The organism is Aestuariivivens sediminis (assembly GCF_022662105.1).
Classification (GTDB): Bacteria; Bacteroidota; Bacteroidia; order Flavobacteriales; family Flavobacteriaceae; genus Aestuariivivens; species Aestuariivivens sediminis.
On the sequence record NZ_JAKMCP010000010.1, the window covers coordinates 1 to 17,742 of the forward strand.

Here is a 17,742-nt window from a genome sequence, read left to right on the forward strand (position 1 = left end):
TGTTACCGGCACAGTCGGTAAAGGTATAGGTAAATGTTCTTGTACCCTCACACTCTACGGCTCCTGTGTCTCCTGTAAGCTCGCTCATCAGGTCATTACCACAGGTATCCTGTAGTGTTGGTGCTCCGGGAGCTACCGCATCGTCAGGACAGTTAACCGTTTCAGCGCCATCTCCAGGCAAGGTGAAAGGAAGGATGTCTACTGAAATTGTTTGAGTGACATCAATGTACAATCCACATTCATCAGTAATTCTATATGTTCTTGTAATTGTAGGTTCACAAGCATCATTATCGGATTGATCTCCCACATGGGTCACTGTGGGTGTACCACAATTATCAGCCTCATCATTCACAACAGAGATATCTGGTACTGGAATTTCATCTATACAGTTTACCGTTATAGGGTTAGGATTACTTGCCGTTGGAGGTGTCGTATCCTGAGCCAAAGTGAATGTAGAACTGCAATTTACATCTTGATTACACTCATCTGTTGCATGAAGCATTATAGTAATACTGTCGCCCGCACAGAAATCACTTGGAGCATTTAAATCTTCCAAATTAACTTCTTCACCTTCAACAGTGTAGGTAGTTGTTACCGTACCATAACCACCAGTAACACTAAATCCATTAATCCAATTGCTAAATGCAGTGGCAATATCATCTGTACAAGAGACATTAACGTTGGTTGGACAATTGGGAACTAAGGTCTCAGGCATAATTTTATCAATAGTTATACTAGCTGATTCCGTTGCACATCCCATATTATCAACGACAACATAATAAGTTCCAGCCATTGTGGCTTCATAGGTACTTGATGTAGCCCCATCGATCATACCATTGCCATCATACCACTGATAGGTCACCGTTGGAGGTGTTGCAGTAGCGGTCAATAAAGATGATTCTGCCCCACAAGCAATATCCTCACCTGAAATACTTACTTCAGGGATTAAATTAAAACTACCACCGGCAAAGTCATGCAATCTGGCAGTAAGTTCGAAAGAGGCTCTTGTTTCAAAAAGCCATCCTGCATTACAAATGGCAGATGGGTTATTCATTAAATCAAAAACAGGAGTCAAATCAATGACACCTTCATAAAATTCGTTATAATCATATACAATTTGTCCTGGTTTAACGCTCCAGCCATCGGGAATACCAGTTGTTGTATCATTGTTGCTGGCAATTTGAGAATCGATACCACTTAATTCAGGCACCAAATCGAGGGATAAGTTATTTCCATAACTACCATTACCTACTCCAACCCATTGGTAGACGGTCACTTCTGCTAAACGACCACCACCACTAAAATCACTTAGCACTAGTAAATCACCAATGGCATGCGGAGGAGTAAATATATAGTCTCCATCTACAATTGCTGGTGCAGTGCCATCCAGGTAAAACCAGAAACCTATCTCAGCCGACCCATTGTTACTTTCCCGATCCCCTGCAAAAAACAGATAGGTATGATCTGGATCGTAAACATAATCATTTGAACAGCCACTTCCCGGGTCATTTTCTAAACCCGTCAATATGACAGCCGCCGCGTTCATAATATCATTTTTCGCTAAGACTGAACTGTAGGTCCATTCTAAATTATCCGAATCAGCAGTACCCGCTTCCATAAAATCTTTAGAACCCGTATGGAATTTCGTATCTTGATTGGAATTTCCATATATATCCTGGACATACTGAAATAAAGGTTCGGAACCTAGTTGACCTGAACCCCATTCAAAGGAATTTCCATCAATACATGGTACTACTTGAGCCTGCAATGTGCTCGCAGATAACAAAAAAAGCATAACCAGGCCAAAGCCCATTATACTTTTTGAAAAGATACCACCTAACTTAAAGCAACAGCGTATCATTCGTGAATAAAATTGGGTAAAATTGTACATTAACATAACATTTTGTTTAATTAATAAATGATGTTAACATAAATAAGACAAGACAATCACCAAAGCATTTTTGGGTCACAAAAAAGCTTTAGCCAATTGCCAAATTTAAGGTAATTCGAGGGCTACTTAAAATTGCTATTAATCAAGTATGCTCTCCAAAAAAATAAGTAGTGCGAAGTGAAAAATGTAGATATGAGGGACAATCAAAATTAGCGCAAAGCTGGAATACTTACAAGGCGAAACAGGTGCTTTTAGACCATCGGCAGTAATATTTGGACCATCGACATCTTTATTTTCGATTTTTAGACCATTGGTATTTTTTAATCGATTATCAGCAAAACGATCCGAGTTTTAACAATATTTCAATAAAAAACATGGAATGTTGAGAGTTTTGTAATAGTGCCATCCTGTAACTTTGAATTATCTAAGGATCTGAACAAAACCCCTTTAGGTGAAATGGCATGGCATAAAATACGATGCGAGGCCACTAAAAAAAGTTTGCCTTGAAAATGTTAATTAAACTTTAAAAGTAGACCCTGTTTTCCAGTGGACGCTTTCATTTAATTATCTTTGAACCTTAAAAATAACAATTGATATGAAATACCCCATCTTTCTATTAGCCTTTGTGCTGTTCTACATGAGTTGTAAAACCGAAGTGCCCAGGGAGTATGCCCTGGTAACCGGTAAAGTGACCAATAGTCCCGGTCAGGTTGTTCTTGGAGCCATGGATAGAAGTTTTTCTATTCCAATTCCTACCGATAATGAGGGTCTGTTCCTCGATACCCTTAGAACAGGTTTTGGGCATTATATGTTTTATGACGGAAGAAATTTTACGCCCATTTACGTGGGTAAAGGCGATAGTATTTACATTTCCTATGATGCCAACGATTTTAAAAACACCCTGGCATTCTCCGGTGAGGGCTCTCAAATAAGCGCATATTTGCAGGACAAATCGAAATTGGAAAGGGAATTGTTGCGTAGTAACGGTAATGTCTACACATTGGATGAAAATGAATTCAAAACGGTCTATGGCCATATTAGAGATTCATTAATGGCCAACGTCGCTTCTATATCAAGCCTTCCGAATGATTACCGGGAAAAGGAAGAGCGAAATATTAAATACAACTATCTGGCCCAGCTGCATATGTACAAACCCTATCATTCTTATTATACCGGCAATCCGGATTTCGAGGTGTCTGATGATTTTATGAATGAACTGGACGGGTTGGACGTGAACAATGAAGAGGATTTTAAATTTTCGATGTCCTATGTTAATTTATTAGGTGCCCATTACAATAAAATGGCCACGGCATTGGCTAAATCGGATTCTATAGCTGAATATATAGCCTTTAACAAGCTCGTATCCAATGCGAAGAGTGACCTCATCAAAAATACCTTGTTATACAAAAATGCCAAGGCAGGAATCACCTATACCGATGACCTAACGGGATACTATAAATCCTTTATGGAACATTCTACCGATAACGCTCATAAAACCGAAATAACTGAAACCTACGATAGGCTTAAGGTCCTGGATAAAGGCGAACCCTCTCCCGAATTTATCGATTATGAAAACTATCAAGGAGGCACCATGTCTTTAACCGACCTGAAAGGAAAATACGTTTACATCGATGTTTGGGCAACCTGGTGTGGCCCCTGTAAAAAAGAAATCCCCTTCTTAAAAGAAGTTGAAGAAAAATACCATGACAAAAATATAGCATTTGTGAGCATCTCAATTGATAAAGCCAGTGATCATGATAAATGGAAAACAATGGTTGCCGAAAAAGAACTTGGAGGCATTCAATTATTTGCCGATAAGGATTGGAATTCAGATTTTGTCAAGAACTATCAAATAAGTGGTATCCCTCGCTTTATTTTGATTAACCCTGAGGGTCAAATCATAAGTGCCAATGCACCGCGTCCATCCGACCCTAAATTAATTGATTTATTGAGAGAATACGATATTTAGAGATTACCTAAACCAAACTTTAAAAGCCGCATAATGTGACTTTTTTTACGTCCCGTTTCCATTGGAGGCCTCATCGTCTTCCTGAGAGGGCTGTTCCTCCGGTTCAAATAAACTCAAATAGGCTTGGCCTAAATAGTCAATCACATGACTGGCGATTACACTTTGATAGCCAAAGTCTTCAACGGCTATATCGGCTGATTTACCATGCAGGTACACCCCAAAGAGACTTGCTGATAAGGGTTCATACCCCTGGGAGATTAAACCCGAAATAATACCGGTCAGGACATCCCCACTCCCCGCAGTTGCCAGACCCGGATTACCGGAGGTATTCACATATAACTTATCCTTATAGACCGTAATGGTATGCGCCCCTTTAAGGACGATGATACTGTCGTATTTTTTTGAAAAAGCCTTAACCTTATTCAATTTTTCAAAATCGTCGGACCATGAACCTATCAAACGTTCCAATTCCTTAGGATGTGGTGTTAAAACGGATTGTTGGGGTAACCATTGTAATGCTTTTTTGTTATCGGAAAGAATATTAAGCCCATCGGCATCTATAACCAGAGGGGTTTTATTTCCTTTTAAAAAGGTAATCAAGGCAGCAGCAGTTTTTGTATGGGTGCCAATGCCTATTCCAATACCAATTACTGTTGGTGTGATATTATAAACCACAGAAGTGATGTGTTCTTGATCGGTATCGGTAATGACCATGATTTCCGGAACGGAGGACTGAAGAGCATCATAACCGCATTGGGGTACAAATGCCGTCACCAAACCAGCCCCTGAACACAAGGCGGCCTTACCGGCTAATATAACTGCTCCGATTTTTCCATAGCTACCGCCCACAATCATAGTATGTCCAAAGGTTCCCTTATGCGCAAACTTGTCTCTGGGGATATACATGGTAATGGCCTCATGTTTGCCTATTAACGCCACTGCGGTATCGGTGTCTTGCAAAAACTCCTGATCCAGTCCAATGTCCAATACTTCCCATTGCATGGTGTATTTGGCCGTTTCCGGCAAGAAGAAAACCAGTTTAGGCGAGCCAAAACTTAAGGTATATCCGGCATGAACAACCCCTTCAGGGTCCTCCACAGCTTTATCCATGTATAACCCGGAAGGGATGTCGACCGATAAGGTAAAGGCCTTGCTGTTTCTGAAATACAGAAACAGGGCCTTGACCCACTGATCCACCGGTCTATTCAAACCTATACCAAAAATGGCATCCACGATAATGTCCTCCGGCTCTATTTTTGGAAAATCTTCTTTACAGCTTAAAAGAACCGGCCAATCTTTAGTGACCTGCTTTATACGATCATAGTTAACTAAAAAATCCTTAGAACGTTTATTGCTACAATTAACCACATAGGTTTTCACATGATAGCCATGGGTTATGAGATGTCTGCCCAGTACCAGCCCATCCCCTCCATTATTTCCTATGCCACAGAATATATGGATCGGGACTTGAGCGCCCTGCATGCGTAAATGCATCCAATTAAAAATTTGGGTTCCTGCCCGCTCCATTAAATCAGCAGACGTAATCTTTTGGCGTGCTATGGTTAATGCGTCGCCTTTATAAATCTGTTCTTTGGAAAATATTTTCATTTATGGAACGATTATTAATTTTTCAATTCTTTAGGATTTTAGTGCTTTAAATTTTAATATAACGAATGCTAAATAAGAATTTTATAAAAAACGGTCTTTTATTTTTTTATTGACTTAAAAGTAATACTTTTGACTTGTATTTTATAGCCAGACCATGAATCTTTTAGTCAAAAACACACGTTTAACCTTACCTTCTGTTTTACCGGGTAACACGGCTATTTTTGTAACTACTACAATTATCACAACCCCTTGGGGTTGCTAATTACATATACTTCGGACTATTGTTGTGATTTCTTGAATCACTTCTTTTTAATTATTTTTTTCAACAATCAATTTATTGAAACATGCAAGTATTAAAATTCGGAGGAACTTCTGTAGGTTCATCAAAAAATATAAATAAGGTCATTAGTATTTTAGAATCCTATTCTAAAAAGGATAGGGTTGCCTGTGTGGTATCTGCCGTGGGAGGGATTACCGACAAACTGCTTTTGGCCGGTGAGCAAGCTAAACAAAAAGACCAAACTTTTAAAGATACCTTTAATACGATACTGAACATTCACTTAGATATCATAAACGATTTAAATCCAAAGAACAGCCAGGTTCTATTAGACTATTTGGATGACAAATCAACGGCCTTAAAACAGCTTTTAGAAGGGATTTATTTGATTAATGAATTATCTCCAAAAACATCGGACAAATTGGTGAGTTTCGGTGAAAAAATATCCTCTTTCATCATTTCTGAAACCATGAAAAACAGGGGGCTTTCTGTCGCCAGAAAAAACACTCAGGAATTAATCATTACAAACTCCAATTATACAAAAGCCGAGGTGGATTACCAAAGGACAAATGCCAACATACAAGCGTATTTTAAATCGACTGAGGAACAAATAACGGTTTTACCCGGTTTTATATCCAAATCCGTTCAAGGAGAGGAGACCACACTGGGGCGTGGGGGGTCCGATTTTACGGCTGCCATTATTGCTGCGGCCTTACAAGTGGATCAACTGGACATATGGACCGATGTGAGTGGCATGTTTACCACCAATCCAAAATTGGTTAAACAAGCCTATCCCATTAAAACCATTTCCTATCAGGAAGCCATGGAGTTATCCCATTTTGGGGCAAAGGTCTTGTATCCCCCAACCGTGCAGCCTGTGTTGGATTTAAATATTCCAATCCACATAAAAAATACCAATGCACCGGAAGATACGGGGACCATTATTTCTAATGAAGAAACACGAACAAGTAACCCTGTAACGGGCATCAGTAATATTGGGAATATTGCCTTACTCACCCTTCAAGGCAGTGGGATGGTCGGTATCCCCGGATTTTCTAAACGCCTGTTTGAAACCCTGGCCCAGGAGAAAATCAATGTTATTTTAATCACTCAGGCCTCTTCAGAACATTCGATTTGTTTAGGTATTGATGCCGGAGATGCCGAAAGGGCCAAGATGGCGGTAGACCTCATATTTGAAAATGAAATCGCCTTACATAAAATTGATCCTATTATCGTAGAGACCGGCCTGTCTATTATTGCTCTTGTCGGGGATAATATGAAAAACCATCAAGGGATTAGTGGTAAGATGTTTAGCACCTTAGGTAAAAACAACATCAATATCAGGGCCATAGCGCAAGGCGCATCAGAGAAAAATATTTCGGCTGTAATTGCAGATAAAGATGTCAAAAAAGCCCTTAACACCCTTCATGAGCAGTTTTTTGAAGCGAAAACCAAACAGCTTAATGTATTCATTACCGGTGTTGGAAATGTCGGTGAACGCTTAGTGGAACAAATTAAACAACAAAGGACCTATTTAAAGGAAAACCTAAAAATAAATCTTCGTATTATTGGCCTGTCCAATTCAAGAACCATGTGCTTCGATGAGGAGGGCATTGATTTAAAAGATTGGAAAACGATTTTGGCCAATGGTCCGAAGGCCTCGCTTGATGGCTTTTTACAACAGGTTATTGATCTCAATCTGCGAAACAGTATTTTCGTTGATGTTACCGCAAATGAAGAGGTGGCCCGGTTGTATCCCAATTACCTGAGAGAAAGCATTGGCGTGGTAGCCTGTAACAAAATTGCCTGCTCCAGTGCTATGGATACCTATGCCTTACTGAAGCGATTATCGTTAAAGTATAATGCACCGTTCTTATTTGAAACCAATGTCGGGGCCGGACTGCCTGTCATCGACACCCTGAATAATTTAGTGGCATCAGGGGATAAAATAACCTCCATACAAGCCGTACTTTCCGGGAGTTTAAATTTTGTGTTTAATCACTTTAATGACACTACCCGATTTTATGACGTTGTAAAACAAGCTCAAGCAGAAGGCTATACAGAACCGGATCCAAGAATTGATTTAAGTGGCGTTGATGTAGCCAGAAAAATACTTATTTTGGCAAGGGAAAGTGGGATGGACATGAATTTGGAAGATATTGAAAACAATTCATTCCTGTCTGAATCGGGGTTGCACAGTGATACCGTAGCGGATTTCTTTCAAACCCTGATTGAAGATGAAGACCACTATCAACGCTTATATGCAGCGGCCAAAGCAAAACATTGTCGACTTAAGTATGTGGCCCAATTCCACAATGCCAAAGCCAGTGTAGGCCTTCAGGAAATTCCGGAAGGCCACCCGTTCTATAATTTAGAAGGAAAGGATAATATCGTCATGTTCTATACCCATCGCTATCCGGAGCAACCCATGATTATCAAAGGGGCCGGAGCAGGTGCAGATGTGACCGCGTCGGGATTGTTCGCCGATATTATTAGGTTAGGAAATAATTAGATTGAAATGACATTACATAAGACCAGTTCAAGTTACTGCTCCAGTGCAGCCGAGAACTATTTAATAGATAACATGAATGAAATAAGAATATTTTCTCCTGCAACTGTTGCCAATGTATCCTGTGGATTTGATGTCATGGGCTTTTGCTTAGACCATGTGGGTGATGAAATGGTGATAAGAAAAGTAGAACAAAAAGGAATACACATTGTCCATATCGAAGGTTTTGATTTGCCCTATGACGCAAAATTAAATGTTGCCGGCGTTTCTGCTCTGGCCATGTATGATACCTTGGATTTAGATTTTGGTTTCGACATAGAAATCTATAAAAACATTAAACCGGGAAGTGGTATTGGTAGTAGTGCAGCAAGTGCTGTGGGAAGTGTTTTTGGTATGAATGAGCTTTTAAACCGGCCCTTTAACAAAACTGAATTAACAGCCTTTGCCATCAAGGGTGAAGCCCTGGCCAGTAAATGTGAACATGCCGATAACCTGGCCCCTGCCATATTTGGTGGATTTACCTTAGTTAAAAGCCTAGCGCCCTTGCAGGTATTGGAAATTCCATCACCGGATAACCTGTATGCGGTCATTATCCATCCGCAAATTGAAATTAAGACCTCCGAGGCAAGAGCCATTCTTCCCGGGCAAATTTCCCTGGATAAAGCCATAACACAGTGGGCCAATTTTGGAAGTTTAATCCATGCCTTGCATACTTCAAATTACGATTTGATTAAAGCATCATTGCAAGATGTGGTGGTTGAACCGCACAGAAGCAAGCTTATTCCGTATTACGACCGGGTAAAAGAAGCTGCTTTGCATGCAGGAGCCTTAGGTTCCGGTATTTCCGGGTCCGGGCCCTCGATTTTCACCCTTTGTGAAGGAATGCAAACGGCCCAACGCGTTGCAGATGAACTAAAAGCAACCTATGCCGAAACAGGAATTGCATTCGACATACATGTCTCAAAAATTAATACCGAGGGCATTAGAATAATTAACTCATAATGCAAACCTTAACCATTGAACGGCGTGAAACATCTCGATATTTATATTTTATTTGATAATCCGGACCCTTTACATTCCCCATGTACATAGACATGACCCCCTGGGGGTAACGGTCCACGATCCATAATAAAAACATGAATTATTATTCTTTACATAAAAAAGCACCCATTTCAACCTTTAAAAATGCCGTCATAAAAGGGTTGGCACCGGACAAAGGACTGTATTTTCCCGAAAACATCACTCCCCTACCCGGGAATTTTTTTGATGAGATAGATCGCTTGTCTAACACGGATATTGCCTTTAGGGCCATAAAACAATTTATTGTCCCTGAAATTCCGGAAAAAGAGTTGCAGCACATTATTGAAGAAACCCTGTCGTTCGAGTTTCCCGTGCTAAGCTTAAACGACACGATGTCCACCTTGGAACTGTTTCATGGACCAACGATGGCATTCAAGGATGTCGGGGCCCGTTTTATGGCCCGCTGTTTGGGGTATTTCAATAAGGATAATGACAGGGAGGTCACTGTTTTGGTAGCGACATCGGGCGATACCGGTGGTGCTGTGGCTCATGGGTTTTTAGGGGTAAAAGGCGTTAATGTCGTTATTCTTTATCCAAGTGGAAAAGTGAGTGCCATTCAAGAAAAACAATTAACCACTTTGGGACAAAATATAACGGCATTGGAAGTTAATGGCACTTTCGATGATTGCCAGGCCATGGTAAAACGGGCCTTTTTGGATGCATCATTAACCCAAACTATGCAATTAACATCGGCCAACTCCATTAATGTCGCACGATGGCTCCCCCAAATGTTCTATTTTATGTTTGCATATAAGCAATTACATAAGAAACACAGCAATATCGTCTTTTCAGTGCCCAGTGGTAATTTTGGTAATATTTGTGCCGGGATGATGGCCCAACAATTAGGTTTACCCATAAGGCATTTTATCGCGGCAAACAATGCCAATAATGTGGTTACCCGTTATTTACTATCGCAGTTATATGCGCCCAGACCCTCGGTCCAGACGATTAGTAATGCCATGGATGTTGGTGCACCCAGTAACTTTATCCGTATCGAGGAAATTTATAAAAACAAGTTTGATACCCTTAAAGAAAACCTGTCCTCTTATAGTTTTACCGATGACGAAACCAGGGCGGCCATGTTAGACCTGTATAATACATACCAGTACGTGGCCGATCCGCATGGTGCAGTTGGGTATTTGGGGTGCAAGGCCTATTTAAAAGAAAACCCTAATGCCCATTGCGTATTTTTAGAGACCGCTCACTCTACAAAATTCCTGGATGTTGTTGAAGCCGTGATTGAAAAAAAGCAGCCATTGCCGGAACAGATTCGGGCCGTTATGGATAAGAAAAAGGTTTCCATAAGCATCAACACCTATGATGATTTAAAAGGTGTTTTGCTTAACCCATAAGCGGTTTTGATATTCCATCTAAGGCATTGGTGTTAAACCGAATAAGGACTATCTTCACTTTTTGGGATATCGAGGCAATAAAATGGTTTCCTTCAGTGTGAAAGATGGCAATGCATAAGCAGCCGTGTTTAAAAAACTCCTGTGAATTTTGAAAAAACTCCTGTGTTTTTTGAAAAAACTCCTGTGTTTTTTAGTCATCCCTGCCTAAAAGATGATAAAGGGGTAAGCATCGCTTTGTGATTTTATGCCTAATGCTTTCAAGATAGCACCCGGCACAAGTATTGATCCATTTCAAAGAAGGCGAATCATTCCTGGTAATCCCTGAGCGTTTAGGGAATAAAGGTGTAGGTTTGCCCCTTTTTAAGGCCAACAGGTTTGGTTTTTCCTTCGTAATTCAGATTAAAATTTTGATCTATTGACGCGTGAATCACCGCTTTTTCAAGTTTGTGATCCTTCCAATACATATCGAAACACAGTCCGCCTCTTGCCCTTATTCCCGTAATCGATCCCTCTGTCCATTGGGGTGGTAAGGCCGGCAATAAACGAATACCATTGGTTTCATGGGATTGTAACAACATTTCCGCAACTCCGGCAGTATACCCAAAATTACCGTCTATTTGGAATGGTGGATGCAAATCGAACAGGTTCGCACTCATCGATTTTTGTAATAGCAGCTGAATATGCTTATGGGCCATGGCTCCGTCCAGTAATCGTGCACTGCAATTAATTAACCAGGCCCTGCTCCAACCGGTACCTGCCCCACCATGATCTAAACGATAATCCAATGTTTTACGGACGGCTTCAAAAAGTTCCGGGGTCCGGTTTTTGGTTACGTAATCTCCCGGATGGAATCCATACAAATGGGACATATGCCGGTGACCCGGTTCGGTTTCCTCATATTCCCGATCCCATTCCAATAGTCTACCGTCTGTGCCTATAACAAATCCGGGGCGTAATCGGGCTTTTTGGGATTTTATTTTTTCAACTAACGGATCGTCTATCTGCAACAGGTCACATGCCTTTAAATAATGATCGAAGACCTCATAAATGATTTGCTGATCCATGGCACTGCCCAAACAAGTGGCAACGGATAAGCCCTGGGGGTTATAAAATCGATTTTCAGGCGATGTGGAAGGCGCTGAAACTAAAAACCCATCCCTGGGGTCTTCAATAAGCCAGTCACTATAAAACAAGGCCACTTCATTCAAGGCCGGCCAAACCCGTTCCCTCAGGAAGGTGTGATCGAGCGTATATTCATAATGTTGCCAATAATGTTGCATGAGCCAGCCCCCTGCACCTACCGAACATCCCCAATAGGCGGTTGGCGCCCGTAACCAGGTCGGTGCCCATAAATCGGTGGCATGGGGTATAAAGGAACCCCTACAGCCAAAATTCGTCCTGGCCGTTTTTTGTCCTGAGGCTACCAATCGGTCAATGTAATCAAATAAGGGACGATTAAGTTCTCCCAGATTTGTAACATCCGCCAGCCAATAGTTCATTTGTAAATTGATGTTGAGATGATAATCGGCATTCCAAGGGGCATTAATGTGTTCATTCCACAAGCCTTGCAAATTTGCCGGATTGGTGCCCGGTCTGGATGAAGAAATCAATAAATAACGGCCATACTGAAACAACAGTGTTTCGAGATTGGTATCGACATGCCCGTCTTTAATCCGCTTTAAGCGTTCATCAATGGGGATAGAATCCAAATGGTTGTCCTTAAGCCGGAAGTCTAATCTGGAATACAAATTTTGATAATCCTTAATATGTTCCTTTTCAAGGGTTTCAAATGATTTAGACGCCACGGCCTCTAAATCCTTTTGGTTTTGTGCCTGATAATCTTCAAAATAATAGGATGAATTGGAAACCAAATACAAAGTGGCTTTACGGACCCCGCTTAAATCAATGAAATCAGACCCCTTAACCAGATCGCCGCCCTCATGCGTGACATGAAGACAGGTTTCAAATTGAACGCCATTTAAAATGGGATAAGGCTCGGAATTGAAAAATCCTTTCCGCTGGGTCACTTCACCTTGCATGACCAGTTGGGTTTGGCCCCTGGTAAAGGTCTTTGCCGTGGGAAATCCATCATCATCCGGCCGACTGAGCCTTAATCTGGCCCTTAAACCCTCCTGGCTTTGCGTGGTCAATTCAACAGCAATGACGGATTTGGGATTTGAAACAAATATTTTCTCTGTAAATAATTGATTATATGTTTTATAGGTTACTTTAGCTATAGCTTTACTTATATCTAATTCTCTTTTGTATTCCGTAATGTTTTGATGCTTGAAATCAATGAATAAATCCCCCAAGGTTTGATGGGATCTCACCACTTTTTTTCGTGAAAATTTATTGACGAATAAACTATCTGCCTTTTCATTTTTGCCTTCAAAGAGTAGATTCCGAATGGCTTCGAGGTCATCCTTATTCCCCTCTGGGTTATTCCAGTCGTCACTATCGGCAGGCCACATGGAATCATCATTGAGTTGAATACGTTCGTTAATGGGATTCCCAAAGACCATGACCCCCAGTTTACCATTTCCCAGGGGCAAGGCCTCATTCCAATCATTCGCCGGTTGCGTATACCACAAGGCCAGTTTATGTATACGATCTTCAGATTTCATGCAGGCGCATAGCACAGCCATCATAAAGAATGAAAACAGTACTAACCGGATATTAAATTTTTGCATAGGAAGGACAATATTTCATGTGTTTTGTTACGACATATCAAACAAGGCAAAGCATTACGACAAATGCAACTTAAATTTTAGCCTTCTAAGATATGACGAAAACCTGGTTTTTACTAATTAAATGGTAGGTTTGGTGATGGTAACCGGTAACAAAAAACCCCTTTCAACAGGATGAAAGGGGTTGACATTGGATATCCCGGGAATACAGGCGGTAACCAACCAAATTTTAACCTAACTAAAGTTACTTCCATTACCCGATATGGTCCTTTGCCGATGTTATATATACGTGTTATCCTGGGTAATGGATGATAATTGTGTTTCAGAAGTAATGTAGTGATTATTTTAAGAAAACGACACCAATGCTATACATCGAAACCTGAAAAGGGAACCCCATGAGGTAATCAAGTTTTGTAGGAACTAGAACCCAATTTATCAATCAGATTCCGGGACCACTGGCATATTAAAACATAACCCTATTTTTAATATTATTATTTTACTTGACATATAAAGTTAATTACTATATCATTTAAGGTAAGGTTTTACATGTCAAGTGAATTGTAGAGGAATTTTAGTTTAAAGATTACATGGGATAGTTATGCCAAATTTGTTCAAAATAGGATTAGTATTGAGATTGAAAAGTTAAAGGACAGTGGGGAAATCCCCTTTATTTTAATAAGGAATTATTTACTCACTTTAGCTAAATGTTGATGCCATTCACTAGGAATTTCATTTATGTCATATACTTTCAATTCTGGTTCGTTTAAGTTAGCCGTTGATTGATATAAGGTTTCATTAAACACTTCAACTTCCAATTTATACATTGCTCCAGTGGCAGGATCAACTATAAGCATACCAATTAAGCCACCGATTAATATGTTTCCAAAATACCAACCATCTAATTTAAATTTTACAGGAACCGTTTTAGTATTGTAACCATCTTTCGTGAATGTAATTCGGTACTCTGCTTTAACAAAAAATCCAGCACTAGCTTTTAAAATTAAATTTGCAGGAGTGTTTCCTGAATATATTTGATCCCCTTTCTTATCTGTAACAACAATATTTGCCTCAGAAGGATTGCTGTTTATTGATATTGGATATTTGCTAGTACTAACAATACTGGCACAACTTGATAGGAGAAGTATTATTCCTCCTAAAATTAAACTTGTAATTTTTTTCATTTTGGTTGATTTAAATTAGATGTCTACTTCAAGATTTCGTTGGCTTTTTGGCTAGCCTCCAACATATATTTTTAATTGAGTTTTGTTATTAACCATTATAAGGGCCTGCTTTACTTTACAAAAAGCAAGTCTTCCTTATCAATAGTCATATCTGGGTTGAGTTGAAATATATTTTTTCCTTTACTTTGTAATTTTTTATAGTTTTCCATTCCACGATCAATTACGTCCTTCATCTCTTCTTGTAGCATATTTAATTCAGACTCACTAAATGGTTCAGGTCCACGTTTGGTTAAAAGTTTTTGTATCTTTTTCATTTTATAATTATTCTTATCTACAGGAACTAACTTTACACTTGTTTTAATGGCCCCCATTTTTGGAATAACATCAATGACATACATTTTTCCAGCTTTTAAATTGGCTTCTACAAAAGACTTGTTTTCAGACCTTACCCAAAATAAATGTTCGCCTGGGTTGCACTCATAAATCATATATTTCGGCCCATTAAATCTTCCAATTACTTTTTCGCCATCAAAATAGGTGAAGTTAATAACGCCCCCTATCATAGAGGCTCTGGTAAAATATACTATGGCTTTGTCACTTGGGACCCCCTTATTATTCTGTGAGAACATAAAGGCAGTTTGTAATACAAATAAAAGACTTAAAATAGTTTTCATGGTGTTAGGTTTTAGTATTGTTTATAAAGGTTAGAAACTCAGATTTATATTTTTGACCAATGGGAATTTTATAATTCTTAATAGTAATAAGATTGCCGCTTATGCTATTTAAATGTTTAAAATTGATGGCAAACGATTTGTGGGTCCTTACAAATATATGTTCAGGTAAGGATTCGAGGATAGAAGTAAAGGTGGCATTAGTCAATATAAACTCATTTATTAAATGTACTTTAACATAATCGCCATACGCCTCGATAAATAAAATATTCTCGAAATTTATTTTATGAAGGGTCTTATTGGATTTAATGAAGATATACCAATCATCGTCAATTTGGTTGCCGTTATTGAATCTTTTTTCTACTACTTTATTCACTGCTGTAAAAAAACGCTCAAATGAAAAGGGTTTTAATAAATAATCAATGGCATTCACCTCAAACCCATCTACGGCGTATTGGGGATAAGCTGTTGTAAAGATAACCTCGGGTGGATTTTGCAATGATTTGTAAAAAGTGAGACCCGAAATTTTAGGCATGTTCACATCCAAAAACAGCAAGTCAATGTCTTGGTTTTGTTTTAAAACATGAAGTGCATCGACGGCATTATTGCAAACCTTTACGAGTTCCAAAAATTCCACATCGCCTACAAATTTTTTAAGGACTGCTTGTGAAGAAGGTTCGTCATCTATAATCAGGCATTTAATTTTCATTTGTGAATAATTTTAAAGTAACTCTGAAGACATCTTCGGTTTTATCAATTTCAAATTGATGTTCTTTTGGATACACAATGCCAAGGTTTTTTCTAATATTCTCTATACCTACTCCAGAATGGTTGTTGTTTTCCATATGGATTTCAGAATAGTTATTCTCAATACTAAAGATAAAGTTTTTATTCTTTAGGGTTAAATTGATATGGATATAGGGATTTTCAATATCGCTCTTTAATCCGTATTTAAAACTGTTTTCCAATAAGGGCAGCATAAGCATGGGGTGAATTTGGTAGTTTTCGTCGTCTATGGAGCAATGGAATTTAATGTTGTCAGCTTGCCGATGACGAAACTGATGAAATTCGATATAGTTTTTTAATAGTGTTACTTCTTCTTTTATGGCAACACGTTCAATACCTGAATCGTAAATCACATAACGCAAAATATCCGACAGTTGTACAATGGCATGTTTGGTCTCGGCTTTATTTTCAATTGCTAAAGAATAGATGACATTCAAGGAATTAAATAAAAAATGGGGGTTAATTTGTGAGCGTAGTAATGCCAATTGGGTTTCAATCTGTTGGTTCCTTAGTTTAAGTCTTAGATTTTCGCTTCTGTTATAATATATCCAATCTACGGAAAACCTGATTAATGTAGTACCCACTAAAAATATAACAAAAAGTGTGATGAGTTTGGTTCCGGAATGGTAAGAAATAAAATAATAATCAGGAAAGAGGTAATCAATAATATACGTGAAAAACCAAATATTTATTTGAGCAAATACAAAGAGATTCATAATAAATAACAAGCAGTACAACATGTATTTTTCCTGCTTTAAAAACTTGGGAATTAAAATGTAAAGATTTATAAGTACAGGGAAAATGATGGTAGCTAAAAAACAGCCTGTATAGATATAGTCAATTTTTTGGGGGATATCTTCTCCAGAAAATGCAAATAGAAGAATAGCAAATGAAATAGCCCATAAAACCATATTAAATATTAAAGGCCTATAGTTATTTCTTTTTGATAATTTGATGGTTGTCATGGCTGTTTTTAGTTTAAATCAATACCATTTAATTTCTCTTCACCACTGATCAATTTTTTGATGAATTCAAATGATTTTTCACTACTTTCAGTCCTTTCTAAATCATAGGCAACATCGGTTTTCCATTTTTCTTTTTCGTTGGAAACTATATATTTGGCGATGAATTTCTGCAATTCTTCAGGCGACGCTGTTAGCAGATATCCTGGCTTTAGCTTTTCGTGCTTGATATTTATTTTGTGGTTTTTAAATAAATCCTCAATTTTCTTAGATGATAACCAGGTGATGGAGATACTGTTATCATTAAAAACATCAAACTTTACGAGAGAATGCGTTATAACTTCATGATAACCCATAAGGTCAATACTACATTCGCAACTAGAAGTTATAGGTTTAAAGTCTAAAAACAATTGATTGTTTATTTTAAAAGGCATCGCCAAAAAAATGCCCACATCATTTTTTTGTTTTTTGAGAACTAAATACCCTTCTTTTTCTTTGTTATACCTTTCTAAATCTTCGGGAGAAGGAGGCATGGTATCTCTTTTCCATTCTTCTTTATAATAATCTTTTACCGAAGTAATAATCCATTGATTATTGGGGTCTTCGTTATCCTTCCATATGCCTAAAAATCTTTTTTCAAATGATAGGGTATTTTTGGTGTAAAATGGGTGTAAAGACTTTATGATACAGGAATGTAGGATGAGTATCGCGATTGCAAAAATGAAGAGGTGACGTGTTTTCATAATATTAAGATTTTAATATTCTGAAT

12 protein-coding genes are annotated in these 17,742 nt (G+C 38.7%); 4 read left to right on the forward strand and 8 right to left on the reverse strand.

The window, feature by feature from the left end; genetic code table 11:
* Positions 1–1,891: HYR-like domain-containing protein (locus MR054_RS16135; protein WP_476774951.1), on the reverse strand; the 1,891-nt coding region annotated here is incomplete at its 3' end.
* 595 nt (positions 1,892–2,486) lie between these two features.
* Between MR054_RS16135 and MR054_RS16140 the strand changes: the two genes are divergently transcribed.
* Positions 2,487–3,860 carry a redoxin family protein gene (locus MR054_RS16140; RefSeq protein ID WP_242158861.1) on the forward strand — a complete coding sequence of 458 codons (1,374 nt, stop codon included), beginning with the start codon at positions 2,487–2,489 and terminating at the stop codon, positions 3,858–3,860.
* A 45-nt stretch (positions 3,861–3,905) separates the two neighbouring features.
* Here MR054_RS16140 and MR054_RS16145 read toward each other — a convergent pair whose 3' ends face one another.
* Positions 3,906–5,468 (reverse strand): NAD(P)H-hydrate dehydratase, encoded by a 1,563-nt coding sequence (locus tag MR054_RS16145; protein WP_242158862.1) that lies wholly within the window; start codon positions 5,466–5,468, stop codon positions 3,906–3,908.
* A gap of 344 nt (positions 5,469–5,812) precedes the next feature.
* Between MR054_RS16145 and thrA the strand changes: the two genes are divergently transcribed.
* The 3 genes from thrA (at position 5,813) to thrC (ending at position 10,686) form a co-directional block, all read left to right on the forward strand.
* Positions 5,813–8,257: a bifunctional aspartate kinase/homoserine dehydrogenase I gene (thrA, locus tag MR054_RS16150; protein ID WP_242158863.1), complete on the forward strand. Its 2,445-nt coding sequence runs from the start codon at positions 5,813–5,815 to the stop codon at positions 8,255–8,257.
* A 72-nt stretch (positions 8,258–8,329) separates the two neighbouring features.
* Positions 8,330–9,256, forward strand: coding sequence for a homoserine kinase (locus tag MR054_RS16155; protein ID WP_242085498.1), 927 nt, complete (start codon positions 8,330–8,332; stop codon positions 9,254–9,256).
* A gap of 134 nt (positions 9,257–9,390) precedes the next feature.
* Positions 9,391–10,686, forward strand: coding sequence for a threonine synthase (gene thrC / locus MR054_RS16160; RefSeq protein WP_242158864.1), 1,296 nt, complete (start codon positions 9,391–9,393; stop codon positions 10,684–10,686).
* Between the two features lie 329 nt (positions 10,687–11,015).
* On the opposite strand, the gene MR054_RS16165 is transcribed toward thrC, so the two are convergent.
* The 6 genes from MR054_RS16165 to MR054_RS16190 all read right to left on the reverse strand — a co-directional run bounded on the left by MR054_RS16165 (position 11,016) and on the right by MR054_RS16190 (position 17,716).
* Complete coding sequence (locus MR054_RS16165) at positions 11,016–13,376, reverse strand: glycoside hydrolase family 95 protein (protein WP_242158866.1); 2,361 nt, start codon at positions 13,374–13,376, stop codon at positions 11,016–11,018.
* Positions 13,377–14,056: 680 nt separating this feature from the next.
* Positions 14,057–14,554: a hypothetical protein gene (locus tag MR054_RS16170; RefSeq protein ID WP_242084534.1), complete on the reverse strand. Its 498-nt coding sequence runs from the start codon at positions 14,552–14,554 to the stop codon at positions 14,057–14,059.
* Positions 14,555–14,664: 110 nt separating this feature from the next.
* The gene (locus tag MR054_RS16175; protein WP_242084536.1) at positions 14,665–15,228 is read right to left on the reverse strand and encodes a hypothetical protein; all 564 of its coding nucleotides are present in this window, start codon (positions 15,226–15,228) and stop codon (positions 14,665–14,667) included.
* A gap of 4 nt (positions 15,229–15,232) precedes the next feature.
* On the reverse strand, positions 15,233–15,934 hold the full coding sequence (locus MR054_RS16180) for a LytR/AlgR family response regulator transcription factor (protein WP_242084538.1): 702 nt from the start codon (positions 15,932–15,934) through the stop codon (positions 15,233–15,235).
* The gene (locus MR054_RS16185; RefSeq protein WP_242084540.1) at positions 15,924–16,976 is read right to left on the reverse strand and encodes a sensor histidine kinase; all 1,053 of its coding nucleotides are present in this window, start codon (positions 16,974–16,976) and stop codon (positions 15,924–15,926) included. The genes MR054_RS16180 and MR054_RS16185 overlap by 11 nt, the downstream gene beginning before the upstream one ends.
* Before the next feature lie 8 nt (positions 16,977–16,984).
* Positions 16,985–17,716, reverse strand: coding sequence for a hypothetical protein (locus tag MR054_RS16190; RefSeq protein WP_242084542.1), 732 nt, complete (start codon positions 17,714–17,716; stop codon positions 16,985–16,987).
* Positions 17,717–17,742: the final 26 nt, after the last annotated feature.